General features: G+C 62.7%; 24 protein-coding genes and 1 tRNA gene. 18 read left to right on the plus strand and 7 right to left on the minus strand.

Annotated elements, in window-relative coordinates; genetic code table 11:
* Positions 1-24: 24 nt before the first annotated feature.
* The 4 genes from ACSQ2A_RS03840 (at position 25) to ACSQ2A_RS03855 (ending at position 5,494) form a co-directional block, all read left to right on the plus strand.
* Positions 25-2,088 carry an ATP-dependent helicase gene (locus ACSQ2A_RS03840; protein ID WP_436071140.1) on the plus strand — a complete coding sequence of 688 codons (2,064 nt, stop codon included), beginning with the start codon at positions 25-27 and terminating at the stop codon, positions 2,086-2,088.
* A 345-nt stretch (positions 2,089-2,433) separates the two neighbouring features.
* A complete protein-coding gene (locus tag ACSQ2A_RS03845; protein WP_436071141.1) occupies positions 2,434-3,054 on the plus strand; it encodes a hypothetical protein in 621 nt (206 codons plus the stop codon).
* A gap of 86 nt (positions 3,055-3,140) precedes the next feature.
* Complete coding sequence (locus ACSQ2A_RS03850) at positions 3,141-5,234, plus strand: molybdopterin-containing oxidoreductase family protein (protein ID WP_436071142.1); 2,094 nt, start codon at positions 3,141-3,143, stop codon at positions 5,232-5,234.
* Complete coding sequence (locus ACSQ2A_RS03855) at positions 5,234-5,494, plus strand: hypothetical protein (RefSeq protein WP_436071143.1); 261 nt, start codon at positions 5,234-5,236, stop codon at positions 5,492-5,494. Before ACSQ2A_RS03850 ends, ACSQ2A_RS03855 begins: the two co-directional genes overlap by 1 nt.
* 611 nt (positions 5,495-6,105) lie before the next feature.
* Here ACSQ2A_RS03855 and ACSQ2A_RS03860 read toward each other — a convergent pair.
* On the minus strand, positions 6,106-6,879 hold the full coding sequence (locus ACSQ2A_RS03860; protein ID WP_436071144.1) for a sulfite exporter TauE/SafE family protein: 774 nt from the start codon (positions 6,877-6,879) through the stop codon (positions 6,106-6,108).
* A gap of 281 nt (positions 6,880-7,160) precedes the next feature.
* Here ACSQ2A_RS03860 and ACSQ2A_RS03865 point away from each other — a divergent pair, with 281 nt between their 5' ends.
* Both ACSQ2A_RS03865 and ACSQ2A_RS03870 read left to right on the plus strand, forming a co-directional pair.
* Positions 7,161-7,601 carry a glyoxalase superfamily protein gene (locus tag ACSQ2A_RS03865; RefSeq protein WP_436071145.1) on the plus strand — a complete coding sequence of 147 codons (441 nt, stop codon included), beginning with the start codon at positions 7,161-7,163 and terminating at the stop codon, positions 7,599-7,601.
* A 603-nt stretch (positions 7,602-8,204) separates the two neighbouring features.
* On the plus strand, positions 8,205-8,909 hold the full coding sequence (locus ACSQ2A_RS03870; RefSeq protein ID WP_436071146.1) for a glutathione S-transferase family protein: 705 nt from the start codon (positions 8,205-8,207) through the stop codon (positions 8,907-8,909).
* 41 nt (positions 8,910-8,950) lie between these two features.
* Here ACSQ2A_RS03870 and ACSQ2A_RS03875 read toward each other — a convergent pair whose 3' ends face one another.
* Positions 8,951-9,511, minus strand: coding sequence for a DUF2147 domain-containing protein (locus tag ACSQ2A_RS03875; protein WP_436071147.1), 561 nt, complete (start codon positions 9,509-9,511; stop codon positions 8,951-8,953).
* Positions 9,512-9,707: 196 nt separating this feature from the next.
* On the opposite strand from ACSQ2A_RS03875, the gene ACSQ2A_RS03880 reads away from it, so the two are divergent.
* Positions 9,708-9,797: transfer RNA gene (locus tag ACSQ2A_RS03880), tRNA-Ser, on the plus strand.
* 368 nt (positions 9,798-10,165) lie between these two features.
* On the opposite strand, the gene ACSQ2A_RS03885 is transcribed toward ACSQ2A_RS03880, so the two are convergent.
* The 4 genes from ACSQ2A_RS03885 to ACSQ2A_RS03900 are packed head-to-tail and all read right to left on the minus strand — an operon-like array spanning position 10,166 to position 14,030.
* Positions 10,166-11,170, minus strand: coding sequence for an alpha/beta hydrolase (locus tag ACSQ2A_RS03885; protein ID WP_436071148.1), 1,005 nt, complete (start codon positions 11,168-11,170; stop codon positions 10,166-10,168).
* 14 nt (positions 11,171-11,184) lie between these two features.
* Complete coding sequence (locus ACSQ2A_RS03890) at positions 11,185-12,150, minus strand: aldo/keto reductase (protein ID WP_436071149.1); 966 nt, start codon at positions 12,148-12,150, stop codon at positions 11,185-11,187.
* Between the two features lie 18 nt (positions 12,151-12,168).
* Positions 12,169-13,275, minus strand: a complete 1,107-nt coding sequence (locus ACSQ2A_RS03895) for a zinc-binding dehydrogenase (protein WP_436071150.1) — start codon at positions 13,273-13,275, stop codon at positions 12,169-12,171.
* 20 nt (positions 13,276-13,295) lie between these two features.
* Positions 13,296-14,030, minus strand: a complete 735-nt coding sequence (locus tag ACSQ2A_RS03900) for an SDR family NAD(P)-dependent oxidoreductase (RefSeq protein ID WP_436071151.1) — start codon at positions 14,028-14,030, stop codon at positions 13,296-13,298.
* Between the two features lie 113 nt (positions 14,031-14,143).
* Here ACSQ2A_RS03900 and ACSQ2A_RS03905 point away from each other — a divergent pair, with 113 nt between their 5' ends.
* The 8 genes from ACSQ2A_RS03905 to ACSQ2A_RS03940 all read left to right on the plus strand — a co-directional run bounded on the left by ACSQ2A_RS03905 (position 14,144) and on the right by ACSQ2A_RS03940 (position 22,828).
* Positions 14,144-15,106 carry an aldo/keto reductase gene (locus ACSQ2A_RS03905; protein WP_436071152.1) on the plus strand — a complete coding sequence of 321 codons (963 nt, stop codon included), beginning with the start codon at positions 14,144-14,146 and terminating at the stop codon, positions 15,104-15,106.
* A gap of 132 nt (positions 15,107-15,238) precedes the next feature.
* On the plus strand, positions 15,239-16,744 hold the full coding sequence (locus ACSQ2A_RS03910; RefSeq protein ID WP_436071153.1) for an ABC transporter substrate-binding protein: 1,506 nt from the start codon (positions 15,239-15,241) through the stop codon (positions 16,742-16,744).
* Positions 16,745-16,805: 61 nt separating this feature from the next.
* On the plus strand, positions 16,806-17,747 hold the full coding sequence (locus ACSQ2A_RS03915) for an ABC transporter permease (RefSeq protein WP_436071154.1): 942 nt from the start codon (positions 16,806-16,808) through the stop codon (positions 17,745-17,747).
* A complete protein-coding gene (locus tag ACSQ2A_RS03920; protein ID WP_436071155.1) occupies positions 17,744-19,537 on the plus strand; it encodes a dipeptide/oligopeptide/nickel ABC transporter permease/ATP-binding protein in 1,794 nt (597 codons plus the stop codon). Before ACSQ2A_RS03915 ends, ACSQ2A_RS03920 begins: the two co-directional genes overlap by 4 nt.
* Positions 19,538-19,549: 12 nt before the next feature.
* Entirely contained in the window at positions 19,550-20,392 is an 843-nt protein-coding gene (locus ACSQ2A_RS03925) for an ABC transporter ATP-binding protein (protein WP_436071156.1), read from the plus strand.
* A gap of 27 nt (positions 20,393-20,419) precedes the next feature.
* Complete coding sequence (locus ACSQ2A_RS03930; protein WP_436071157.1) at positions 20,420-21,028, plus strand: TetR/AcrR family transcriptional regulator; 609 nt, start codon at positions 20,420-20,422, stop codon at positions 21,026-21,028.
* A 22-nt stretch (positions 21,029-21,050) separates the two neighbouring features.
* Entirely contained in the window at positions 21,051-21,779 is a 729-nt protein-coding gene (locus tag ACSQ2A_RS03935; protein ID WP_436071158.1) for an alpha/beta fold hydrolase, read from the plus strand.
* A 53-nt stretch (positions 21,780-21,832) separates the two neighbouring features.
* A complete protein-coding gene (locus ACSQ2A_RS03940; RefSeq protein ID WP_436071159.1) occupies positions 21,833-22,828 on the plus strand; it encodes a class I SAM-dependent methyltransferase in 996 nt (331 codons plus the stop codon).
* 36 nt (positions 22,829-22,864) lie between these two features.
* Here ACSQ2A_RS03940 and ACSQ2A_RS03945 read toward each other — a convergent pair whose 3' ends face one another.
* Positions 22,865-24,265 carry an amidohydrolase gene (locus ACSQ2A_RS03945; RefSeq protein WP_436071160.1) on the minus strand — a complete coding sequence of 467 codons (1,401 nt, stop codon included), beginning with the start codon at positions 24,263-24,265 and terminating at the stop codon, positions 22,865-22,867.
* A 186-nt stretch (positions 24,266-24,451) separates the two neighbouring features.
* Here ACSQ2A_RS03945 and ACSQ2A_RS03950 point away from each other — a divergent pair, with 186 nt between their 5' ends.
* The 3 genes from ACSQ2A_RS03950 to ACSQ2A_RS03960 are packed head-to-tail and all read left to right on the plus strand — an operon-like array spanning position 24,452 to position 26,450.
* Positions 24,452-25,240 (plus strand): SDR family NAD(P)-dependent oxidoreductase, encoded by a 789-nt coding sequence (locus ACSQ2A_RS03950; protein ID WP_436071161.1) that lies wholly within the window; start codon positions 24,452-24,454, stop codon positions 25,238-25,240.
* Between the two features lie 19 nt (positions 25,241-25,259).
* Positions 25,260-26,048, plus strand: coding sequence for a MoaF C-terminal domain-containing protein (locus ACSQ2A_RS03955; RefSeq protein ID WP_436071162.1), 789 nt, complete (start codon positions 25,260-25,262; stop codon positions 26,046-26,048).
* Between the two features lie 12 nt (positions 26,049-26,060).
* Positions 26,061-26,450: a nuclear transport factor 2 family protein gene (locus tag ACSQ2A_RS03960; RefSeq protein ID WP_436071163.1), complete on the plus strand. Its 390-nt coding sequence runs from the start codon at positions 26,061-26,063 to the stop codon at positions 26,448-26,450.
* The last annotated feature ends 2 nt before the right edge of the window (positions 26,451-26,452 follow it).

Here is a 26,452-nt window from a genome sequence, read left to right on the forward strand (position 1 = left end):
GAGCCAAATACCGGGGAACGATTCGTGCCTGCCGACACAACCTATCTCGATGCGCTCAACACCAATCAGCGTGCGGCCGTCGTGCACGGTGTCGGTGAACCGACCCCAAAGCCGCTTCTCGTCATCGCCGGTGCCGGTTCAGGCAAAACCAATACGCTTGCCCATCGCGTTGCTCATCTCATCGCCAATGGCGCCGATCCCCGGCGAATACTGCTCCTGACCTTCTCGCGCCGCGCCGCCAGCGAAATGGCGCGACGGGTCGAGAGGATTGCCGGCAAAATTCTCGGTATCAGTTCTGGGGCAGTGTCCGATGCGCTGACTTGGTCCGGCACCTTCCACGGCATCGGCGCGAGGCTCTTGCGCGAGCATGCCCACCAGATCGGTCTCGACCCTGCTTTCACGATCCATGACCGCGAAGACTCGGCTGACCTGATGAATCTGGTTCGCCACGAGCTGAAATTCAGTGAAGCGGCAACGCGCTTTCCAACCAAGGGCGCCTGCCTTGCGATCTATTCACGCGTGGTCAACGCGCAGGCCGATCTCGACGACGTGCTGAAGACGGTATTTCCCTGGTGTGCCATGTGGTCGAAGGAATTGCGCATTTTGTTCGGCGCCTATGTCGAGGCCAAGCAGCAGCAGAATGTGCTAGATTACGACGACCTGCTGCTCTACTGGGCCGGCATGATGGCCGAGCCCATGATCGCCCGGCAGGTTTCAGATCTGTTCGACCATATCCTCGTGGACGAGTATCAGGACACCAATCGGCTGCAGGCCTCGATCCTGCTTGCCATGCGGCCCGATGGACGAGGGATGACGGTTGTGGGCGATGATGCCCAGTCGATCTATTCCTTCCGCGCCGCGACCGTGCGCAACATCCTCGACTTTCCGGGCGCCTTCACGCCGGCCGCCGATATTGTCACGCTTGATCGAAACTATCGCTCCACCCAGCCGATCCTTGCCGCTGCCAATGCCGTCATCGAACAGGCTTCGGAACGCTTCACCAAGAACCTGTGGTCTGAACGGGTTTCCGATGCAAAGCCACTCCTCGTCACCGTGAAGGATGAGGCCGACCAGGTCGGCTATGTTGCCAAGTCCATTCTTGAGGCGCGGGAAGCCGGCACGCCGTTGAAACAGCAGGCTGTGCTGTTCCGCACATCGAGCCATTCGGGGCCGCTGGAGATCGAGCTGACGCGCAGGAACATTCCATTCGTGAAGTTCGGGGGCCTGAAATTCCTGGATGCAGCGCATATCAAGGATCTGCTGGCCATTTTGCGCTGGGTGGAAAATCCGCGCGATCGCGTCGCGGGGTTTCGTGTGTTGCAGCTGATGCCGGGCGTCGGGCCGGGCACGGCGGGTCGCGCTCTCGACTCTTTAGGCGCCAGCGCCGACCCGGTCTGGGCCTTTTCCGAAATTCCAGTTCCAGCCAAGTCCGGATCACATTGGACCGATCTTGTCACTTTGGTTGGCCGCCTCTCGGCCAGGGAAACCACCTGGCCGCTCGAGCTTGCCTATGTCAGGCAATGGTACGAACCTCTGCTTGAAATGGCTCATGAGGACGCAGCAGTTCGCGTTGCCGATATCGTCCAGCTCGAACAGATCGCCGCCGGCTATGCCAGCCGAGAGCGGTTCCTCACGGAACTGACACTCGATCCTCCTGATGCCACCAGTGATCAGCCGGGCGTCCCCCTTCGCGACGAAGACTATCTCATTTTGTCCACCATCCATTCGGCCAAGGGGCAGGAATGGAAGTCCGTGCATGTCCTCAACGTCGTGGACGGTTGCATTCCTTCGGACCTGGGCACGGGCTCCACCCACGAACTCGAAGAGGAGCGGCGTCTCCTCTATGTGGCCATGACCCGCGCCAAGGACGAGCTGCATCTGATGGTGCCGCAGCGCTTCTATGTCACCCAGCAGACCAGAAGCGGTGATCGCCACCTCTATGCGCAGCGCACGCGATTCATTCCGAGGTCGATGACGGCATTTTTTGAAGACATTCTCTGGCCACCGGTAACACCGATCCGTGACGATATTCGCCCGGCCCAGTCGGCCGTGGTCGATATCGCCGCCAAGATGAGAGGCATGTGGTAGCTAGCCCCACTACGATGGCTCGCGCACAACGTCCGTCGCAAATATTGGCTGGCCCGCACACCCGGTCAAGTTACGGCAGTCGAGGCGTAGTTCGCGTCAAAATAGTGGCGCTATTTCAATATGTTGCCTTCGCCAGCGGAATCTCGATGCCAAGCGCTTGAATCACTATTTGAGGCATTTGACTCAAAGGGCAAGGTTGCGCTTTCGCAACATCGCGCGCCCCGCGACGCCGCCACGGGGCTCATGGCGGAAATGTGAATAGTCAAATCACGTTGGCTCTGTACTCTTCACGATATTCACTCGCCGAAATTGCGTCACCGGCTTGCACCTTACGGAGATACAAGCGTGCCCTTGCGTTGGCAGGAAGTGGCTTTGCCGCTTTTCGTGATTACCCTTCTCATTGCCCTCAAATACTTGCCCATGACGGCCCATTTGCCGCTCTCCCGCGCCGCCGGCGTGGTGGCCTTTGGCTATGCGGCATTCCTCGCCCTGCGCCTCGTCCAGCCTGAAGAGGGCATCACGGTCGAAGGCGGCTGGTCCGAACTGCGGCCGTCGCTCGTCGAGTATTTCGCCTGCTACGGCTCGGCCGCCCTGGCCGCCGTGCTGCTCTTTGCCGTCATCTTCATGGGCGAAGCGGCGGACACCACTCAGCTCATCGCCACCTATCTCGCCGTGCTCCTCCTGGCCGCCGGTTCCATCGGCATCGGCTTGGCCGGTCTTTTCACCAATACCCGCTGGGACAATCGCCAGGTGATGCAGCGCACCGCCCGTGGCACTGAGACCACCCTCGATTGGGCCGATGTCCGCTCCGTCAATCCCAACTGGCGCGGCATCACCATAACCGGCACGTCAGGCCGCATCACCTTCTCCCAGTTCCACAGCGGCGCCTCCCAGCTCGCCAAGCACGCCGCCACCCGCGCCATACGCAATGCGGAAACGGCCACCAAGGCCTTTGCCGCGCTATGACGAAACGGGGGCGCATCAGCGCCCCTTATTCCACCCATAAGCACAATGCGATTGTCCGGGCGGCCAGCCTCTAATACCTTGGCCCCATGAACGCCCCCACGCCCCACCACACCATCCGCTCCGTCTGCCCGCACGACTGCCCATCGGTCTGTGCGCTCGATGTGGACATTCTCCCTGATGGCAAGGTGGGCCGCGTCCGCGGCGCCAAGGACGATCCCTATACGGCCGGCGTCATCTGCGAAAAAGTCGCCCGCTACGCCGAGCGCATCCACCACCCCGAGCGTCTGACCCACCCCATGCGCCGTGTCGGCCCCAAGGGGGCAGGGCAGTGGCAGCGCATCTCCTGGGACGAAGCCCTCGACGAAATCGCCACCCGCTTCCTTGCCATTGAGGAACAGCACGGCCCGGAAGCCATCTGGCCCTATTTCTATGCCGGCACCATGGGCCACGTGCATCGCGACGGCATCGAGCGCCTGCGCGCCGTCCGTGGCTATTCCCACCAATACGACACCATCTGCACCGGCCTTGCCTGGCCCGGCTATATCGCCGGCACCGGCCTTTTGGGCGGCGTAAACCCGGAGCAGATGGCCGAGAGCGATTGCGTCGTCATCTGGGGCACCAATGCGGTGCACACCCAGGTCAACGTCATGACCCACGCCATGAAGGCCCGCAAAACCCGCGGCGCCAAGATCGTGGTCGTCGACATCTATCGCACGGCCACCATGGACCAGGCCGATATGGGCCTCGTCCTCCGCCCCGGCACCGACGGTGCGCTGGCCGCCGCGACGATGCACGTCCTCCTGCGCGACGGTCTCGCCGACCGCGAGTACATGGCTGATTACACCGACTTCTCGCCAGACTTAGAAGCGCATTTGCAAACGCGCACCCCCGAATGGGCGAGCGAAATCACCGGCCTTTCCGTCGCCGAGATCGAAGCCTTCGCCCACCTCGTAGGCTCGACGCCCAGAACCTTCTTCCGCCTCGGCTACGGCTTCTCCCGCCAGACCAATGGCGCCACGGCCATGCACGCGGCGCTTTCCATCCCCGCCATGACGGGTGCCTGGCAGCATCGCGGCGGCGGCGCCTTCCATTCCAATTCCGGCACCTGGGGCCTCGACAAGTCGCGCCTCGAAGGCACGCACCTGCAAAAGGGCACGCCGCGCCTCCTCGACATGTCCGAAGTCGGCCCGATCCTCACCGGCAATGCCGCCGCCCTGCAAAACGGCGCCCCGGTCCACGCCATGATCGTGCAAAACACCAATCCCGCCTGCGTCGCCCCCGACCAGACACTGGTGCGCCAGGGTTTCCTCCGCGACGATCTCTTCCTCGTCGTCCACGAGCAGTTCATGACCGAAACGGCCGAACTGGCGGACATCGTCCTGCCCGCCACCATGTTCCTCGAACACAACGACTATTACACCCGCGGCGGCCACACTCGCATTCTCTTCGGCCCCGCCGTCGTCGAAGCGCCCGGCGAAGCCCGCTCCAATCACGAAGTCATCAACGCCCTGGCCCAGCGCCTCGGCAGCGACGACCCGACTTTCGCTACCACCGACCGCGAAGTCGTCGCCGAAACCTTTGCGCGCTCGGGCCTCCCCACCATCGAGGAAGTCCAGAAGACCGGCTTCATCGACAAGGAACGCCCCGACGACGTCGCCCGCTTTGCCAAAGGCTTTGGCTGGCCCGACGGTCGCTTCCGCTTCGAACCCGATTGGGACGCAGTGGCTAGGAAGAAGGGCTATCGCTGGGTTTGCGACCCTTCGATCATGCCGCGCTTCGCCGACCATTGGGACATCACCGAAAAGACCGATGCCGAGCATCCCTTCAAGCTCGCCACCAGCCCCGCCCGTGCGTTCCTGAACTCCTCGTTCAACCAGACTCCGGGCAGCCTGAAGCGCGAAGGCGAACCCTCCGTCTTCATCCACCCCTCAGATGCCGCCGCCCAGCACATCGCAGATGGCGAGCCTGTAACCGTCGGCAACCATCGCGGCGAAGTGCAGCTTACAGCGCGCCTCTTCGATGGCCTCCCCACCGGCACGCTCATCGCCGAGGGCCTGCATCGCAACAAGGCCCATCGCGGCGGTCAGGGCATCAACATGCTCACCACAGCCCAACCCGCGCCACCCTTCGGTGGCGCCCCATTCCACGACGCGGCCGTCTGGATCCGAAAATCCAACTGATGCGCCTTCGCCTTGCGCCCGAATGGGAATGCTGGCCCCTTTGGGACGATGAAACGGGGAACAATCTCGACCCTGGCGCCCTCGACCTGCCACCAGCCCTGCTGGCCCGCCTCGTCGCCTGGGACGACGTGTTTCAGGCCACCTTCAATCGCGAAGACCCTCTGGCGAGCGTGTTGCCGGGTGAAGAGTGGAGAGCCGAGGGCAGGGCGCTGGCAGAGGCGTTGAAGGTTTCGGGCTTTGAAGTTCTCGTACTCATTTAGGGTCGCTGTCCCCCTCATCCAACCGAATTCGCATTTGCGAATTCGGTGAGCTTCGCTCCACCTTCTCCCCGAGAGGGAGAAGAACAGGTCGGCGTCCGTGACTCTGTCGGTGGTCACCTCTTATTCCTCTCCCTCTTGGGGAGAGGTGGCTCCGCGAAGCGGAGTCGGTGAGGGGGGCCGAGGTCCGCACAACCTCCCACTGCCGTCGTCATTGCCGCGCTTGTCCCGGCAATCCATCTCGACCCCTCAATCACCACGTCATTCCCGCGAAAGCGGGAATCTCCCACCCAGGGCTGACGCCGTGGCAGGTAGGGACAGCAAATCTATCCCTCTTATCCCCGCCCTCGAAATCTCCGCCATAATCCCCTCATCCATCCCCGCACGGGCGGCCTGCAGGCGACAGTGGCGGGGTGGGCCCTACATGGGTTCGTCTCCCATGGCCGTTCAAGACAGGCCGCCTCGCGACGAGCGATCAAAGAGGCCCTGCCTACTTGCCCGAAAAAGGGGCGCTCCCGAGGTGGTCACGCCTCATTTTTCACACTTCAGGGGCGAGAGACGCCTCGGGAGCCCGTCCACCAGCCAAACCGGAGGCGAAGATCGCCGTCCGGCGCTCAGCCCTGCGCGCCGTAAGCCGTCCAGAAGAAATAGAGCGTCATGGCGATCCCATAGACGATCACGCCGATCCTGATCCATTGCGTCGGAATGTACTGCGCCAACCGCGCCGCGACATAGCCGCCGGTCGTCACCCCCACCAGCGCGATCGAGCCATGGTGCCAGTCAATCGTGCCGTTGAGGACAAACCGGACCACCGCCACCAGCGCAATGGTCGAGGAGATGAACAGCTTCAGCCCGTTCATCGCGTGCATGTCGCTCATCCCCGCCATGGCAAGGAACGCCAGCAGCAGAATGCCGAGGCCGGCATTGAAGAACCCGCCATAGACCGACACCGCCGCCAGCAGCGAAAGGATAAGCACTGTCCCCAGCAGCTTCATTCCGCTGCGCCCGCCACCCCGCGCCCGCAGCGTTGCGTTGATGCGATTACCGAAGATGAAGGACAGCACCGCAAAGGCCATCAGCCAGGGAACCACCTTGGAAAATTGCTCGTCCGAAACCACCAGCAGCAGTTCCGCCCCGATATAGCCGAAGACGGCCGCGATCAGCCCATAGATGACCAGCCGGTCCTTGTAGGGCGCGACCGACTTCCAATAGCCCGCCGCGCCGCTCACATAGCCGGGGAGGGCCGCATAGGTGTTCGACGCATTGGCAAGCACAGGCGGCACACCGGCAAAGAGCAGCGCCGGGAAAACGATGAACGAGCCGCCACCGGCCAGAGAATTGACGGCGCCGCCAAGAAGGCCGGCAAGAAGCAGCAGAATTTCAGTCATCGGAAGGTCACCCAAGGCAGACACATGTTCCTAGACCGACCCGCTCCGTCAGCCCAACACAATTGTCTGATCTCTCCCATCACCCCGATTGATCGGCTGATCTTGACTTCGCGGCCCATGAAGCGCATTTACGCCTCCGGTTGCTGGCGCCTGCCGCTCGCGGACATCTGTCCATGGTGAAGCTCAGCGGCAAAAACGTGACACTTCGGTTCTCTCCGAGGCGCATCATGGCAAAGCGGGCACCCATGGACCAGTCGCCTCCTTTCAGGAGATGACCTTTCATGTCTTTTTCTCTCGACACCCCTTCGGCCCAGACCCTCAAATCCGAGGCCAAGAACCTGCGCGAAACTCGCGCCAAATCCGGCCAGCCGATCACCCACAGCGCCGCCCTCGAAGAGGTCGCCCGCACCCACGGTTATCGCGATTGGAACACAGCCCGCGCGGCCTTGCCCGATCGTGTCGCCGTACCCTTCCAGGTCGGCATGCGCGTCAAAGGCTTCTATCTGGAACAGCCTTTCCGCGGCCTGCTCATCGGCCTGCAATTGTCCACCGACATGCAGCACCACAAGGTGACTATCCAGTTCGACGAACCCGTCAACGTCACCCCGACCTTCATGTTCGCCGCCCATCGCCAGCGTGTTACCGCCACGGTCAACATCCACGGCCTCTCGCCCGCCCTCCGCGGCAACGGCCAGCCGCAAATGCGATTGATGCGGGAATAGGACCTTCCTACACCCGGTTGTCACCCCGGCGAAGGCCGGGGCCCATCCTGAGATATCAAGATGGATCCCAGCCTTCGCCGGGATGACAGCCGGTGGGTGGCACTCCATTGGAGCCCAAAGCACTCCCACGGGGGATCGAAACCTCGGTGGCCCTCCCGTTGGTCAGGCAACTTATCCCCGCTTCTACCCAAGCGACTAAACTAGGTACTCCAATGGTTCAGGAGGCCTTTTCATCAATTGCGCTTATCAACCCAGGGTACGCTTTCATGGTGACGGCCCGTTCCAGTCTGCCCATGTCTCCTTCGTCCACCCACAGCGTCATTCCCGCGAAAGCGGGAATCTCTGTCTAGTGGCATGAGATGCCCGCTTTTGTGAGAATGACACCCGAGAGAACGAGGGCCGGAACCAGGCCAACACAATCGTTCTAACCAACCTCCTCCGACATCCACCGACATCCACCGTCTTCCCCTAATCCCCCCAATCCAACCCCCACACTCAAACCCCAAACCCCAAACCCCAAACGGCCGATGCCCTCCGCGCCCGGCCTTGCTCTTCATCGTAAAACACCGATATACCTGTTTCATCCAAACGAGGACGGTGCTCATGACCACCCAGACCAAGCCGATCGAAGCCTATTCCCTCCCCACGCCCAACGGGCAAAAGGTACACATCATGCTCGAAGAGCTTGGCGTGCCGTGGAATTACCATCGCATCGACATCGGTAAGGGCGAGCAGTTCACCCCTGAATTCCTGGCCATTTCGCCCAACAACAAGATTCCCGCCATTGTTGATCCCGAAGGTCCGGGCGGCGAGCCGATCTCGATCTTTGAATCCGGCGCTATTCTGAAGTATCTCGGCCTGAAATTCGGCAAGCTCTATCCGACCGACCCGCGCGAACAGGTCAAGGTCGATGAATGGCTCTTCTGGCAGGTCGGTGGCTTTGGCCCCATGCTCGGCCAGAACAATCACTTCTCGGTCTATGCGCCCGAAAAGATTCCCTACGCCATCAAGCGCTACAATGACGAAACGCACCGTCTCTTCGGCGTCCTCAACAAGCAGCTGGCCGGCAGGGAATACATCGCGGGCGAATATTCGGTCGCCGACATTGCTGCCATCGGCTGGGCCCAGGCCTGGGACCGTTATGGCATCCACAGGGACGAATTCCCCCATGTCCACGCCTGGCTCGAACGCCTCGCGGCCCGCCCCGCCGTCGCCGCTGGTCTGAACTGGGGTAAGGACGTGCAGGCCAAAAGCCTCGCCGACGACAAGGAAGCGCAGAAGGTTCTGTTCAACCAGCGCGCTCGCTAAATCAAGGCGCCCCCGACTTATCCTCGGGGGCGTATTCCGCGCTATTGTTGAGTCGCTTGCTCTTCCGCCAGGCGCGCATCGAGTTCAGCCTGAGGCACACGCACCCAGTCTTCGCCGCGGCAGATGACATTGTAGAGCACGCAGCCATTGAGCCGCATCGTGTCCGGCCCAGTCAGTTCCACATAGCCCGAATAGGTTTTGCCGTCCTGCGGGTTGTAGATTTCCCCGTCGAAGATCGTCGGCTTGTTCCCCGGCCGCAGAGTGAGCAAATGAAGGTCCTGCATCGGCCGATTGCGCAGCGCGGGGTCCTCATTGCGATAGTCAAAAAACTGTTCCGGCGACATGGCCGCTGCGGCCTCGGCTTCCTCTGCGCTCAGCCCCTCCGAGGGCACCACGATCGTGGTGAGAAAGCCGCAATAGCCCAGTTCACAGACCTGGATCGTAACCTCGGACAAAAGCTGCGCGCGCCAGACGCCTTCAATCGGCGAAGCCGGAAACGGATATTGCGGCGCCTCGGTCTGCGCCAGCGCAAGGCCCGCAACACCCAGCCAACACGCCATGGTCCACTGCACCAGGCTCATCGCTCTGCCACAAATCGTCATGTCCGCCTCAGCCGCTTTGAGCCGCGATTCGTCTCTGATCGCCGCCGAGAAGCCTATCCGCGCCTCCGCGCCAAGGCCAAACAAATCGGCACGGGGCCAGCCAAAACCGTCCGGACCCCGATTTGCCCGACAATCTCGCCCCCCACCCAAAAACCTCTTGCCATAAAAGGCCCCTCCCGCTAGACCCGACCGCGTTGGAGAGGTGGCCGAGTGGTCGAAGGCACACCCCTGCTAAGGGTGCAGGTCCGGAAGGGCCTCGAGGGTTCGAATCCCTTCCTCTCCGCCATTCTCCTGAAACAAAGCGTTTTCAATAGCTTAGATTCCGAAGGATCCTAGGTATCCTACAGCTTGTGTCGTTCCGCTCTCCGGCCTATCGGCTCCGGAGTCGGAGACGAGCAGTCTTGCGCCAGTTTCGACCTGTGCCGGAATTGCCATCACCGCCAGAGGCAGTGGTATCGGCAGACGGCATGCGCCCATAAAACCATGAAACAGCCGCTTGCGGTCGTCTGCGTCCGGCAGCAGCACTGACACTCCGGGCAAGGTGGACGAAGCCGGCCCAAGTCGCGATATCCGCTAACTAGATGCGCAGGCATGGAACTGGCAGGGGCGTTTCGCGAATGAGCAAGCTACACGCTCGCCCATTCGCGTTTCCACTCAAGCGTGTTGGGCCCAAATCCGTTTGAGCCAAGATCGTCGCGCATCTAGTGCGGCGCGCGCCAGCTCGGTTTCGGGGGCAAAAAAGTCAAAGCCGTGGAAGCCACCTGACCAGATATGGAGTTCGGCCCTGCTGCCTGATGCCCAGATGCGGTTGGCATATTCGACATTTTCGTCCCGGAACATTTCGGCGCTGCCGGCCTCGATGAAGGCGGGAGGCAGATTGGTCAGGTCTGTGGCCCGGTAGGGGGCGGCATAGATGGAGACGGCGTCGGTGCCGACCCGGTCGCCCAAAAGCGATTGCCAGCCGAGGAGATTGCGTTGCCGTGTCCACGTATTGCCCCGGAGATAGTGATAGCTCGAAGGCGTCGTGTTGGTGTCGTCGATCATCGGGCAGAGCAGCATCTGTCCGGCGATTTTAACTGTGCCGCGGTCGCGGGCGATGAGCGAAACGCCCGCGGAGAGGCCGCCACCGGCGCTGCCGCCCATGATGACGATGCGCTCGGGATCGATCCCCAGCATTTCGGCCGAAGCCGACATCCAGACAAGACCCGCGTGGCAGTCTTCCACGGGGGCAGGATCGGGATGTTCAGGGGCCAGCCGATACTCGACTGTGGCAGCAACAATGCCGAACTCGAGGACGAGATCGACAAGCCGCGGTACATCCATGCGGCGATTGCCCACCATCATCCCACCGCCATGGATGTTGTACATGGCCCCAACGGGGGCGGCGCCAGCAGCCATCCGTTCCTTGAGGCCGCGGGGTGAGAGTACCGAGACAATCACGTCGGGTGCGCCCTGGGGGCCGGGCACGGCATATTCAGCGAAGTCGATGGGATGGTCGCCGATGGCCGCCTCGAAGGACGGGAACCATTGGTCCATGGCCGCGCGCTCGGCCACAAGGCCCTCGGCAGTCATTTCGGGGGCATCCTCTGGGGCGATCAGCGCCAGGGTTGCGAGCATTTCGCGGGCATAGGGAACGGGACGCGAGGTGGGGGTGCTCATGAGGGATCCTCGGATCAGGGGCCTTCGGGATTGACGACATCGCGGTCCGCCCAGAGCGGTTCCACGGCGGCGCGGATGGCTTCGGCGCCAATGCGCTCAACCAGTCCAATGGCCGCAATGGCCTGTTCGAGCTGGGTGAGTTTTGTCGCGCCGAAGAGCGTGTTGACGTTGTGCTTGTGGGTGAGGGTAAAGGCGACGCAGAGCTGCGCCGGGGTGGCCCCGAAATCGGCGGCAATATTTGCGAGGGCCGGAACCGAGGCCGAGATTTTCTCGCGGATATTGCCTGGGTCGCGTCCCACTTCGCGTTCGAGCGGCGTCGGCTTGACCAAGACGCCGCCCTCCATCACGTCGGAGGCCTGCATCCTAAAACCCTGGGCGAACAGTTTGGCGAAGGGCGCGCCATCAGGAATCGAGCGGCGCGAAACCGAATACTTGAGCTGCGCCATGACGGGGGCGTCGACGCCCTCGGCGCGGGCGATGTCGATGACCGCGGCGATATTGGCCGCCGACCAGTTGTTGACGCCCCAGGCCCGGATAAGGCCAGCCCTTTTGAGTTCGGCGAGCGAGAGGACGAGATCGCGCAATTCCAGATCGTCGCGCCGCAAGTCGCCCAGTACAACCATGTCGGCATGGTCGGCGCCGACGCGGAAGAGGGCATTTTCGAGCTGCGGCCTGAAACCCTTGTCGGGGTCAAAGCCTTCGAGCCAGAGTTTTTCCGACAACAGATAGTCGTGCCGTTGCAGGCCGGCGGCGCGGACGATGGCCGAGAACAGAATGTCGGTCAGCGGCGGCGGCTGGGTGTCGGGTGTGCCATAGACGCCGACATCGAACATGTTGATGCCGGCATCGACGGCCTGCCGGATCATGCGAACGGCGAGGCCGAAATCCATGCGGTCATAAATGTGCCAGGAGCCCATGGAGAGGAGCGGTAGGCTGAGGCCGGTATCGCCAAGCGCCTGATGAGGGACGGTTACGTTCATGCTGAAAATTCCCAAAATTCAGGCGATGCGGGGATCGATGACGGCTTTGATCATGTGGTGCTTGCACATGGCATCGACACAGGCGGAGGCTTCCGAGAGACCGACGGGAGCGGCAAAAAGCTCGTCCCAGGGCATGGCACTGGCGAAGGCCCTGAAGAAGTTGATGGCACGGGCGTAGTCGGCAATATCGCCATTGAGCGAGCCGAGCACGGTCAGTTCCTTGCCCATCAGCATGCCCAAGGGCAGGGGATAGTCGTCGCGGGCGGTCGAGCCGACGACAACCACCTTGCCGCGCTGTGCCGCCATGCCGACCGCTTCCTTGCCGACCGATTTGGCTCCGGCAAAATCGAAGACATAGTCGGCTCCCCGGCCGCCGGTCAGTTCGAGCACTTTTGCGACCACGGCCTCCGAACCCATGGCTATATCGACCACATGATCCGCACCGAAACGCTTGGCCATATCGAGGCGTGGGGCTGGTGAGCCGACGGTGATCACCTCGGCGGCGCCCGAGAGTTTTGCTGCGGCCGTAGCAAAAATGCCGAGCGCGCCGGAACCCTGAATGACGACCTTGGAGCCGACCTTGATGCCGCCGGCCCGGTCCACGGCGCGCAGCACGGTTTTGGCGGCGCAGCCGGCCATGGAGGCCCAGGTGTCCTTCACATTGTCAGGAATGCGCAATTTGGCCGAGCCGGGGGCGACATAGCTGTATTCGGCAAGGCCGGCGGTCGAGAAGGGAAAATTGTCGGAGCGCTGCAAGAAGCCATAGCCGCGCTTTTCGCAGGCGACGGGCTCGCGCAGGATGACGCAGCCATAGCATTCCCCGCAGGTCGATTCCGACCAGCCGATGCGGTCGCCGAGCTTGAGTTCGGTGCCGAGGGCATCATGGGTGTGCTCGCCCAGGGCGATGATTTCGCCCACCATTTCGTGGCCGAGCACCATGGGCAGCATGCCCGGAAAGCTCATCTTGCCTTCCCAGATTTCAATATCGGTGCCGCAAAGCGTGGCGCAGACGATGCGCACCAGGGCTGCGCCGGGATCGAGCTTTTCCGGCAGGGGCAGGGTGGTCAGTTCAAGCGGCTTGCCGTGCCCGGTCAGCACGGCAGCTCGGGTCGAGGTCGGGATCATCTTCTCTCCTCCAGAAACGATCAGGCCAGCAATTGCCCGCCATCGACGGCGAGGCTGACGCCGGTAATGTGCGAGGCGGCGTCGCTCGCCAGGAACACCACGGCCGGTGCGATCTGTTCGACCTCGGCAATGGTGGCGAGCGGAATACGCTTTTCCCAGGCGGCGCGCGCTTCGGGATGGGCGGCAAAGCCCGCGGTCAGCGGCGTGATCACCGGGCCGGGCGCAACTGCATTGGCGCGAATGCCATGGGGCGCCATTTCGATGGCGGTCGAGCGGGTGATCGCATCGACGGCGGCCTTGGTGCATTCATAATGGCCCATGCCGGGCGTCGGCTGGCGGCCGCCAATGGACGAAACATTGACGATGGTGCCCTTGCCTTGAGCGATCATGCGCTTGCCGACGGCTTGGCTCATCAGCCAGGTGCCGCGCACATTGACCTGATAGGTGAGGTCCAAGAGGGCAATGTCGAGATCGACAACCGTGCCGCCGCCGCCGACCACACCGGCATTGTTGACGAGGACGTCGATTCTGCCATGCCGCGCCACGATCGCGGCCACGGCGCTTTTCACGGTCGCGGCGTCGGAAATGTCGAGCGCCACGGCCTCGCCACCAATGGCGGCGGCCGTCCGCGTGGCTCCCTCGCCGTCGCGATCAATGACCACAACCTTGTCTCCAAGCGCGGCAAAAGCTTCGGCAATGCCCTTGCCCAGGCCCTGCGCGGCCCCGGTGACGACGATGTTTCTTGGGACTGACATGTCCTCTTCCCCCTCGTTGATTTTTGGGGTCGCCAAAAGACCCTTAACATGTTTATTATACATGTGTAGAAAATAAGTCCACTATCCGGTAGCACGGAACATGGGGGGATTACATGCCAGGAATCGATGTGCCCAAGCGCCGGCTCGGAAAGAATGGACCGCTGGTTCCGGCCTTTGCGTTGGGATCGTGGAACACCTGGGATCGGATGAGACCCGACGATGCCGTGACCATGGTGCGCCGAGCGGTCGAAGTCGGCGTCGCCTTCTTCGATGTTGCCTACTATAATATGGGGCCGCACGAGGAGCATTCGCGGACGGACATTCTGTTCGGCGAGGCTATTCGCGCTGCCGGTGTCGCGCGCAAGGATTATCAGGTCTGCGGCAAGCTCTGGCTCTGGGAATATCCCAAACTCAATTTCCGCCAGCAGATCGAGACCAGTCTCGAACGCGCGGGTCTTGACCGTTTCGACACGCTGGTGGTCGGCGACTATTTTGGCGCGCCCGACATGGAGCCGGTGGTGGCGGGGGTCTATGAGCTGATCGCTGCCGGGCTAGTGGACAGCTGGGGCATCAACAATTGGCATTTTGTGCATACGCGGCAGGCGCTGGATTTTGCCGATAAGGCCAGCCTCGTAGGCCCAAGCTTTGCGCAATTGAAATATAGCGTCGTGCGCCGCTCCATGGCCGAGGGGGCCGAGTACAGCGCGCTCTTTGCCGATGGCACTTTGGGCTTGCAGGCTTCCGATTGCCTCGAAGGCGGCATTCTTGCCGGGCGTGGCGTGCCCGCCCGCAAGATTGGGGCCGATGTCGGGGCCATTCGCGAGCGCATTTATGCGGCTGCGCCAAAGCTCAAGCAGATTGCCGATGAGTTTGAGGCAAGTCCCGTGCAATTGGCGCTGGCCTTCTGCCTCGCCAATCCAAATGTCGCCAATCTGCTGTTCGGCGCATCGCGCCTGGAACAGCTCGAAGACAATCTCGGCACCATCGCGTTGCTGAACCGCGCTGGGGGCCGGATCAGGCCAGCTCTGGCCGACCTCCGGCTCGATCAGCACGTCCGCTCGGATGGCGTCTGGTAGCTGAAATCGCTGGGGGAAGCCGCCTTGTGCTTCTTGTCAACGTATGTAGAATAAACCACGGATAGACCCAATCGAACCGTGGTTCGGCATGCTGGGAGGCGAGGGGCCTCCGGCAGCAAAAGGGAGAGAACGATGAACCAATTCAGGGCACTAGCCGCCCTTTCCTTTGTAGTCGCCACGCTGGGTATTGGCTCCTGGGTTGTAGCTCAGGATGCGCCGACCGATCTCAATATCGGCAATTTCCTCGACATTACCTCCTGGGACCCGAGCCTGGCCGATATCGGTTTCGACGGGCCCTATCTGTCGGCGGTCTATGATCCGCTGGTGGCGCTCGATGCCGCCGGCAAGCCGATCCCGGTGCTGGCAACGGCCTGGACCTATTCGGACGATCTTCTCACCCTGACCATGGATCTGCGCACCGGCGTCACCTTTAGCGATGGCGTGGCTTTCGACGCCGAAGCGGCAGTGGCCAATCTCAATCATCTCAAGGCTGGCGCCCGGTCTGGCGAAGCCTATCTCAACGTCACCGGCATCACCGCTGTCGATGCCGATACCATCGAGATCGCCCTCAGCGAGCGCGACGACACCATGCTCTATCTCATGGGTCTGGGTCGCAGCTACATGGCTTCGCCCGCAACCATCGAGGCCGGCACGCTGGTGACGGCGCCGGTCGGTTCCGGGCCCTATCTCCTCGATGAGGGCATGAGCGTTGCCGGCTCGGAATATCACTTCACCAAGGTTGCCGAACACTGGGATAGCGCCACCTATCCCTTCCAGAATATCGCCATCTTCCCGATCATTGACCAGACCGCGCGTCACAACGCCATGTTGTCGGGCCAGATCAATGTCAATTTTGCCGATCCGCTCAACCTCGAGCAGGCCAAGCAGATGGGTTGGAACATCACCTCGGGCGTTTCGGCCTGGGTGGGGCTGCAATTTGTCGATCACATGGGGACGACGCTGGCCCCACTCGGCGATGTCCGCGTGCGCCAGGCGCTCAATTATGCCTTCGATGGCGCTGCCATCCTCAATTCGCTCGGCGCCGGCGCTGGTCAGGTTACCAATCAGGTGTTTCCGGCCGGGCAGAGCGGCAATGATCCCGCGCTCAACGCCCTCTACGCCTTCAATCTCGACAAGGCCAAGGAACTGCTCGCCGAAGCCGGCTATGCCGATGGCTTTGACGTGAGCATGCCCATGTCGCCCATTTTCGCGCTCTGGCAGCCAGTGGTCGACCAGACTTTTGGCGAACTGGGTATCCGCGTCACTTGGGACGATATGCAGATGATGGATTATCAGGTCAACGCCCCGAACTATCCCATGTTTGTCGCCCTTATCGCCATGGACAACGACCCGGTCGCGACCCTGGCCCGGCAGGTCTCTACCCAGCAGTGGTACAATCCGGCCCCGCAATTCGCTGACGTTCCCGAGCTCAAGGCTCTGGTCGATGACGCCCTCGCTGCGGTCGGCGACGAACAGGTCGCCAAGATTGCCGCCGCCAATCAGAAGCTCACCGAATTGGCCTGGTGGTCCGTCTGGTATCAGGCCGACAACACCTACTACTCGGTCCCCGAAATTGCCGTGACCCCGGTCATCGGCATGATGTTCCCGACCCTGCGCTCGATCCAACCGACGCAGTGACGAAGCCGGCGGCCGGACTCCGGCCCGGCCGCCACCCTGAATTGTCTTTGGAGGAAACGTCGTGATCGGCTTCATCGTGAAGCGGCTTGTCGCTGGTATTATCCTGCTGCTCGCCGTGTCCATCGGAACGTTTTTCCTCGCTCATGCCGCGATCAGCGACCCCACGGCGGGTCTTCTGGGAACAACGGCAACGCCGGCCCAGCGCGCGGCGCTGGCTGCAAAAATCGGGCTCGACCGTCCGCTCATGGTGCAATTCTGGGATTGGTTCCGTGGCGCCCTTGTGGGTGACTTCGGCGTCTCCTGGCGCAATTTCCAGTCGGTCAACAAGCAGATCGCCATAAAGCTACCGGTGACGCTGTCTGTGGTCACCTTCGCTACCCTGATCACCGCTGTGGTCGGCACCGCCTTCGGTCTCATCGCCGGCCTGCGCCCCACTAGCCTTTTCGATCGCATCATCAAGACCGTGTCGGTCGTGCTCTTCGCGCTGCCGGGCTTCTGGATCAGTCTCGTGCTGGTCGTCTGGTTCGCCATCCAGCTCAAATGGTTTCCCGCGGTCGGCTATGTGCCGTCGGCCCAGTCGCTGGGCGGCTGGCTCCGCTCAATCACCCTGCCGGCCTTTTCGTTGGCGCTGGGCGCCATAGTCGTGGTCGCCGAGCAGCTCCGCAATGAGGTGATCGCCGTCAACAAGCAGGATTTTGTCCGCACCCTGCGCAGCCGTGGGCTGTCGCGCGGGCGGGTGACCCTTCATATCCTGCGCAACGCCTCGCCGGCTGCCCTGACGGTGCTCGCCGTAATGTTCGTCGGCCTTCTCAGCGGCGCTATCGTGGTCGAGGCGATCTTCAGCCTGCCGGGTATCGGCCAGTTGACCAATGCCTCCTCGCAGAATGGCGATATTCCCATTCTGCTTGGCATTACCGTTGTGTCGGTCATCTTCGTCGTCATCGTCAATTTCCTGCTCGACATCGCCCTGGGTTGGATCAATCCCAAGGTGCGCGTGCGATGAGTTCCCTTTCCGTCATGTCCGATCTCGCTCCCAGCGCGCCGCGCCGGCGCTCCATTCTCTCGCGTTTCCTCAGCGTGCCGGCCGGCGCCGTTTCGCTCTCGGTCGTCATCGTGGTTATCGCCATCGCGGTTTTTGCGCCCTGGCTTGCCCCGCACGATCCCAATTTTGTCGATCTTGCCAGCGCCAAGGCACCGCCCAGCGCGGAACACTGGCTGGGGGGCGACGCCACCGGCCGCGACATGTTGAGCCGCCTCATCTGGGGCGCGCGCACGACCCTGCTCGGGGCTCTCGTGACCATCATCACGGCCCTCATCATCGGCGCGCCGGCCGGCATTGCCGCGGGCTATTTCGGCGGGTTTTTCGACCGCCTTTCGTCCTGGGTCAGCGATGCCCTGCAGGCCGTGCCCGGCATGATTATCCTGCTCGTCGTCGCCGCCGGAACGCGCTCGAACTTCGTGCTGATCATGGCCACAGTGGGCGCCTTCCTTGCGCCCGGCTATTTCCGTATTGCGCGCTCGACGACCCTTGCCATTCGCAATGAGCCGTTTATCGACGCCGCCCGCGTCGCTGGGCTCACCCATCCGCGCATCATCCTGCGGCATATCCTGCCCGGCATAGGCGCGCCCATCATCATCCAGACTGCGCTTGCCACCGGCATTGCCATGGGCATTCAGGCCGGCTTGCAATTCCTCGGCATTGGCGCGGCCAGCGTGCCCGCCTGGGGCGCCATGATGAACGAAGGTTTTCGGCATATGCTGTCGACGCCATTGCTGCTGCTCTGGCCTTCGGCAGTGCTCGGCATCACCATTGCCGCCCTCGCGGTCGCCGGTTCGACTTTGGCCGATGTCGTGCGTATCAGAACCGATGCTCCAAGCGCTGGTAGTAGCGGCCAGGTCACTAATGCCGCTCCCGCAGACGTGGTCACCGGTAGCTTTGCCTATGCCCCGGAAGCTGCCGCCGTGCGCGTCGACAATCTGCGCGTGCGCTACGCCGCCGGTGATGGTGCGGTCGAGGTCGTCCACGGCATTTCCTTAGACATTGCACCGGGCGAGGTTCTGGGCATTGTCGGGGAATCCGGCTCGGGCAAATCGCAGACCGTGTTCTCTATCCTCGACCTGCTGCCGACGGGCGGTTCGAGCAGCGTAGACGGCATGTGGATCGGCGGGCGTGCCGTGCACACCATGTCGCCGCGCGAGCGGGCCGGCATGCTGGGCACCGAGATCGGCTACATTCCGCAGGAGCCGATGTCCAATCTCGACCCCTCCTACACCATAGGTTTCCAGCTGACCCAGCCGTTGCGTACCGTTCACAAAAAGTCGCGCGCCGAAGCCGATGCAATTGCTCGCGCCGTGCTGAACCGCGTCGGCATTGTGGACATCGACCGGGTGATGAAATCCTATCCGCACCAGATTTCCGGCGGCATGGCGCAGCGCGTGCTGATCGCCGGAGCGATCGCCGGGCGTCCCTCGGTGCTGGTCGCCGACGAGCCGACCACGGCACTTGATGTGACCGTGCAGGCCGAGGTGCTGGAACTGCTGCGCGAATTGCAGGCCGAACTCGGCATGGCCCTGGTGCTGGTGACCCATAATTTCGGCGTCGTTGCTGACATATGCGACCGCGTGATCGTTATGCGCGATGGGGCGATCGTCGAGGCGAGCGCGGTGGAGACCGTTTTCGCTGCCCCCGAGCAGAACTACACACGCGAACTGATCGCCGCTTCGCTCGATGACACCAAGGGCCGCCGCGAACTGGACGCTGTCCATGCCGCGCAGACGGCGGCGACTGCCTAGGAGTTCCGGATCATGGCCAACCCCATCCTCTCCGTCGAAAATCTCGTGGTCGAGTACGGTGACCCAAAGCGCAGCTTCCGTGTGCTGCATGAGGTGTCGCTCGACGTCGGCGTCGGCGAATGCGTCGGCGTCGTCGGCGAAAGCGGTTCGGGCAAATCGACCCTCGGCAAGGCCATTCTGGGCCTAGCCCCGGTGCGGCACGGGCGCATCTTCTTCGAGGGCGAGGACATTACCCATGCGCGCGGGGCTGCGCGGCGGCGCCTTGCCAGCAGCATTCAGGTCGTTTTTCAGGACCCCTATGGTTCTCTCGATCCAATGATGAATGTCGGCGACATCCTCTCCGAGCCGCTCGAAGCTGCCGGACAGTCCCGGCGCACGGCCCGTTCGGCAGTTGCCGAAATGATCGAGCGAGTGCGTCTGCCGGCCAGCGCTATCGACCGCTATCCCAGCGAATTTTCGGGCGGCCAGCGCCAGCGTCTCGCCATTGCGCGCGCCCTGGTGCGGCGGCCAAAACTGATCGTCTGCGACGAACCGGTCAGCGCGCTTGACCTGACCACCCAGGCGGCGGTGATCGATCTGTTCATCGAGTTGCAGCGCGACATCGGCGTGTCGTATCTGTTTGTTTCGCACGATCTTGGGGTCGTGCGCCGCATCTGCCATCGCGTCGCCGTCATGCAGCGGGGCGAGATCGTCGAGTTCGGGGAAGGGGAACAGGTGACCCGCGCGCCGGCCCATCCCTATAGCGCCCGGCTGCTTCTCGCCTCGCCCGTCGCCAATCCTCAGGCCCAGGCCCGGCGCCGCGCCGCCTGGCTGGCGCTGCGGGAGGCCGACCGCGTTCTTCCCGCGGGGCAGTGAGCGCCAACGGAGCCTCGAAAGAACTTCATGCCAAAAATCATCGATCACGACCAACGCCGCCGCGACATCATCGAGGTCGCCAAGCGCCTCATCCTGCAAGGCGGTTTTGAGGCGGCCACCATGCGCAGCCTCGCGGCCGAGGCTGGCTTTGCCAATGGCGCGCTCAAACATTATTTTCCCGGCAAGGAAAGTATCATTGCCGCGACCTTCCAGAGCGTACTGGCCGAGATCGATCCCAGGCAATTGCTCGATGAGGAAGCGCCGCCCCCCGACCGCGACCCGGTCGCGTATCTGCGTGAAGCCATCGATACGTGGCTACCCTCGGAAGAGCACGAGATCAATGCCGGCCGCGTGCTGCTGGTGCTGTGGGAGCATGCCGCGTCCAATGGCGAACTTGCCGAACTCTATCGCCAGTTCTTCGCCAATTGGGGCGAGCTGATCGCGCGTCTCCTGCGCGATGCTCGCCGTGATCTGCCGGCGCTGAGCCAGGCCGATCTGACCCGCTATGCGCTCGAAATCCGCTCCGTGGTCATCGGCGCCAACGTCGTCAACCTGATGCATCCCGACGGGCAGCACATCGCCACCTATGGCGCCTATGTCGACGACATCATTCGGCGCGTCACCAGTCCGACCTAGCATTTTTGAGAAGAGACCGACCTTGACCGCACAAGCAAATTTTCTGGCTGTCCAGCACTTTCGCAGCCCCGCGCCAAAGCATGCGCCGGTTTTGTTCCTCCATGGCTTCATGTCGAATAGCGCGGCCGACTGGCCTGCGGCCGCCTGGGTCGAGCCGCTGCTGGTTGCCGGACGCGATGTGATCGTAGTTGATCTGCCCGGCCATGGCGCCAGTGCGCGGGTCGAAAATGCCGAGGCTGCGCGTCCCTCCCGCATCGTCGCCGCCCTGGCCGATACTCTGGCGGAAGCCAGCGGCCCTGCAGATGTCATCGGCTATTCGCTGGGCGCTCGCCTCGCCTGGTCGCTGGCCGCGCAGAGCGGCGATCTCGTGGGAAAACTCGTGCTCGGCGGTCTTGCTCCCAATGAACCCTTTGCTGCCCTTGATTTCCCGGCGGCTCGCCGCCTTGTGGATGAGGGCGTTGCTCCGGCCGATCCGCTGACCGGCTTTATCGCTGGCATGGTCGCACGCGCGCCCGATCCGCATTCGCTGCTCAATCTTGCCGAAGGCCTTGCCGCAGAGGCTTTTGATCCCGAGCGGGAAGCGCCAGCCAAAAACGTGCTTTTCCTTGCCGGCACCGAAGATCCCATGGCCGGTGCCGTCGATACGCTCGAACCCTTCATTCCCGGATCGCGCACCCTGCGCGTGCCCGGCGATCACATGGGCGCGCTCGCCTCCGAGGCGTTCCGCCACGAGGCCCTGGCCTTCCTCTGAAGGCCTTTTCCGCCCGAACTTTTTTAAGACAGCCTAGCCAGAGAGGGGCTCCTATGTCTGTTTCCACCCCGGCCACTGCCGATCCCAGCCGCATTCTCGATATTGCCACCGGCTATATGGGTGCACAGCAATTGTTCGCTGCCAGCCGCATCGGCCTTTTCGCCGCCCTTGCCGAAGGCGAGCGCAAGGTCACTGATCTCGCCAAGACCACCGGCGTTAGCGAGCGCATGGCACGTATCCTGGCCGATGCCATGGCCGGCCTCGGCCTGCTTACCCGCCGCGACGGCTCTTATTCACTGACGCCCAGTGCCGCCGCCTATCTCACCGGCGGAAAAGCCCAACTCGATCTCGCGCCCTTCCTGACCTTCCTCGCAGAAATCAGCTATCCGCACTGGCTACAATTCCCCAAGACGGTCGATACCGACCAGCCGGGTGATCTGGGTATGACCGAGGCGCGTTGGGCGACCTTCATGGCCGGCGTCATGACCTATAACAAGCTCCATGCCGACATGTTCGTCGGCGCGCTGGATTTTTCCGCCTATCGGAAGGCACTCGATCTCGGCGGTCTCGCGCCCAATTTCGCCATGCGGGCGATGGAAGCCAATCCTAACCTGCGTACCACCTTCGTCTATGCGCCCGATTTCATCGAATCCGTAAGTCAGGCGGTGACAGAAGCCGGCCTGGTCGACCGCGTCGAACTGATTGGCGCCGCCACCGAAACGGCGGAACCGAAAGGCGAATTCGACCTGGTTTTCGTCAACCACGTCGTCCATCGCTTCACCGTGGAACAGAACCGCGCCATCTTCCGCCATGCGCGTGCTGCGGCAGTATCAGGCGCGCGCCTCGCCGTGCTCGATTTCTATCTCGATGACAATGCCGAACAGCGCGCCATTGATGCGCTCCATGCCGCCGAATATCTGGTGATCGACGGCACCGTGGTGTTCCCCGAGGCCGAGGTTCGCTCCTGGCTGCTGGAAGCCGGCTGGCGTCCGCTCGAAACCGTGGCTCTGCCCGGCAGCCCACGCGTGCTGCTCGCCGAAGCGATCTGACAAAAAGCGGGGGCCCCTGGGGCCCCCGCGCTTTCTTCAGGCAATGACGCTTTCGGCCGGCGCATTTGAACGGTCGAAGACCACACGCCCATCCACGATCGTCAGCTCGACAGTGAGTTCTGGCAGATTGGCCGCGCCGACGGCATGGGGATCGGCGCTCAACACGCAGAGATCACCGACTTTTCCTGGCTCCAGCGTGCCCTTCCAGTGCTCCGCCCCATCCTGTTCGGCCGGAATGCTCGTATACATGCGCAGCAGGCGGGTGAGTTGTGCAGGACCTACGGCCACGCCGCGCTGTTCGAGCAGACCCGCGGCCGAGGCAATGATGCGACGCCAGTCAAAGCTCGCAATTGGCGCATCCGAACTCAACACGGCGCGCAGACCGTCTTCGAGCATCAGATGGATCGGCCAAGCCGATGCGGCCGTTTCGGGGCTCACCGCTCCCGCGAGCCAGCCGGCCGTGTGATCGGCAATCAGCGGCTGCAGCGCCAGGCCAATGCCGGCTGCGGTCATGCGGCGCAATTGCTCGCCCGAAACCAGATCGACATGAATGAGATAGTGCCGCCGTGCTCCGGCGCCGCCGAGCCTTTCGATGATGCCGACAAATTCCTCGATGGTCCGGTCGCCTGTAGCGTGGACGCCAATCTGCAGATCCATGCCGTGAGCCATTTCGACCATGGCGGTGAATTCAGCGAGGCGTTCGGCTTCGTTGCCCGTGCCGGTCATCAACCCGCCATAGCCGCCCTTGGGATAGGGTGTGCGGGTCCAGGCGCTGTGCATAGGCGGAATGCCATCGGCGAAAATTTTCACGCCGGGAATGGCAAGCCAACGCGGGTCGGTGCTGGGGGCGGGGACGGCGAGACCCGCGCGCATATCGGCGAAAGTGCTGGCGCCATCGAGGAAACCAAAAAGCCGCAGCATGGTCACCCGCGCCGTCTGCGCTTCCGTGCCGGCCAGTTCGACATAGGTGTCGAGCATGGCGGTGCCAAAACAGCCGGTTTCGCCCTGGTCCTCACCCGGCCCGATGCCCGGCTCGGTATAGCTGGTAATGCCGTGGGCTGCGAGCAGCGCCCAGGTTTTTCGCAAGGCGGCGCGACGCGCTTCGGCGCTATCAAGCAGCCGGCCATCATGCCCGCTATCGCCGCCGCCGAAGAACAGGCTCGGCCAGCGCGCGCCCAGCCAGCTGCCATGCAGATGCGCGTCGTTGATCCCCGGCAGAACAGCCCTCCCGTCGAGTTCGATCACCTGCGTCATAGGCCCTTTGAGCGCCGAAATATCCGCCGTACCACCGACCGCGATGATCTCGCCACCCCGGATCGCCAGCGCCTCCGCTACCGTGTTGGCAGCGTCGAGCGTGATGACCGGGCCGCCGCGCAGGATCAGATCGGCCGGCCCCCCGATGGGAGCGCTGCGTGTCGCTTGCGGGGCGGTGGTCATGGTCAAATCCTGAATCGTGTTCTATATTCCACCAATGTAGAAGAAAAAATTCGACAGGGATAGGGAGCATTGCCAAAAGCTGGCGCGAAGGCGGGGCGAGTTCGCTTTCAGTCAAGTTTCAATTCGCTCCCAGACGAGACAGGAGAGCCGTTTGCGGCCACCTTTTGCATAACCAGGGAGGGTTTCATGCGTTTCGCAGGTAAGACGGCGTTGATAACGGGCGGGGGTACGGGCATCGGTGCTGCCGTGGCGCGGCGGATCAGGAGCGAGGGTGGCAATGTCGCCCTGGTCGGCCGTCGCCGCGAACCCCTGCAAGCCGTGGCCGATGAAATCGGCGCTGCGGTCTTTGCCGCCGATGCCTCCGATGGCGCCAGCATGAAGGCGGCGGTATCAGGTATTGTCGAACAGTTCGGCGGGCTCGATATTCTCATCGCCAATGCCGGCGGGCATGGCGTCGGCCCCACCATTTCCATGAGCGATGAAACCTGGGCCCTGGCGGTCCAACTCAACCTCAACACCGCCTTTGTCAGCGCACGCGAATCCTTGCCCGCTCTTATCGAGCGCAAGGGCAATATCGTCGTTCTGGCCTCGATTGCCGGACTTTTCGCCGGGCCCGATGCTGCCGGCTACGTCACCATGAAGCATGGCTGCATCGGCCTCGCAAAGTCCCTCGCCCGCGATTATGGCCGTTTTGGCGTGCGTACCAATACGGTCTGTCCCGGCTGGGTCACCACGGCCATGGCCGACGACCAGATGGCGGCTCTCGCCAAGATGCGCGGCCTTGCCAGCATCGAGGATGCCTATGCCCTCGTGACCAAGGATGTGCCGCTCGGCCGTCCGGCCGATGCCGAGGATGTGTCCAATGTGGTGTGCTTCCTCGCCTCAGGTGAGGCGGCGATGGTCAATGGCGCGGTGGTGACGGTGGATGGCGGTGCGGGCACCGTCGATCTGCCCACGCTCGCCTTCGTTCAATAAAAAACTGGAGGAGATCTTTATGGCGGTCGAAAACCCCAAGGATTGGAAAACTTACGATCAGTTCGCCTATGGCATCGACACCAATCGGTTGCCGGCAAGCGACGCGCTGGTTGGCGCCAGCCACACAGTGACCTTCGAGGATGGGCGCGTGCTTACCCTCGGCTTTGGCAAGGGCAAAGTGACCTGGTCGGATGGCGGCGCGAGCGCGGAGGACGCATGCGAGGTCGTCGAGGTCGCTCCAAGCACCTACTTTGTCGAGATCATCTTCGCCTCCCGCCCCACCGAGGCGGAAACCATTGTCATCAATACCGTCTCCCGCCGCGCGCTTTCGATCTATTCCGTCGTGCGCGACAAGGACGTGTCGGTGGGCGAACCGCAGGTGGCGCAGGTGTTTCGCGCCGGCATCGTCGGCGATATTTCGGTGCCTCCGACTGGGCCAGTGCCCGCCGAAACGCGCGACCTCATCGGTCTACGCGCGCATTTCACCTATAGCCCCAACCATGTCTATGAACACACCTACCTCTCCTCACAGCGCTATTGCTGGCAATGCCTTGTGGGTGTGCAGCGCGGCCATGGCGATGTCGATCTGACCACGACCTACAAGTTCGACGAGGACCAATATGTCTTCACCTTCCGCGAGTTCAAGATCGCGGTGGCTTCGACCTTCTTCTACAATTTCAAGGACATGCGTTCGACCGGCAAGTTCCTGGGCATTGCCGGAGATGGCCGCATTCAAAATAGCCCAGCCGGCGCCTTTATCCGCAAGGCTTCCACGACCTTCTACCTGCCGGGCCGGGACCCAGTCTGAGGATTTTCAGGGATGCGCAGCACCTACGAACTCGCCAGAGCCCACTACGACGCCAATCTGCGTCATGACCTCGACGGCATGTTGGCCGATATAGCGCCCGATTGCCGCTGGACGGAAATGGATGGTTTTCCCTGCGCCGGCACCTATGTCGGCAAGGACGAAATCTTCAAAAATGTCTTCGAGGTGCTTGGCCAGCAATTCGATGGCTACACCTTCACGCTCGAGCGCCTGCTCGATGCCGGCGACGATGCCGTGGCTATCGGCACCTATACGGCCAAGCACAAGGGCACCGGCAAGACTTTCAATGCCCGCGTCGTCCATGTCTGGGGCGCCGGTGGCGGCCTGCTCAGGCGTTTCGAGCAGTTCACCGATACGCTGCGCGTCGCCGAAGCGATGCGCTAGTG

The organism is Devosia sp. LjRoot3 (assembly GCF_964252865.1).
GTDB lineage: Bacteria > Pseudomonadota > Alphaproteobacteria > Rhizobiales > Devosiaceae > Devosia.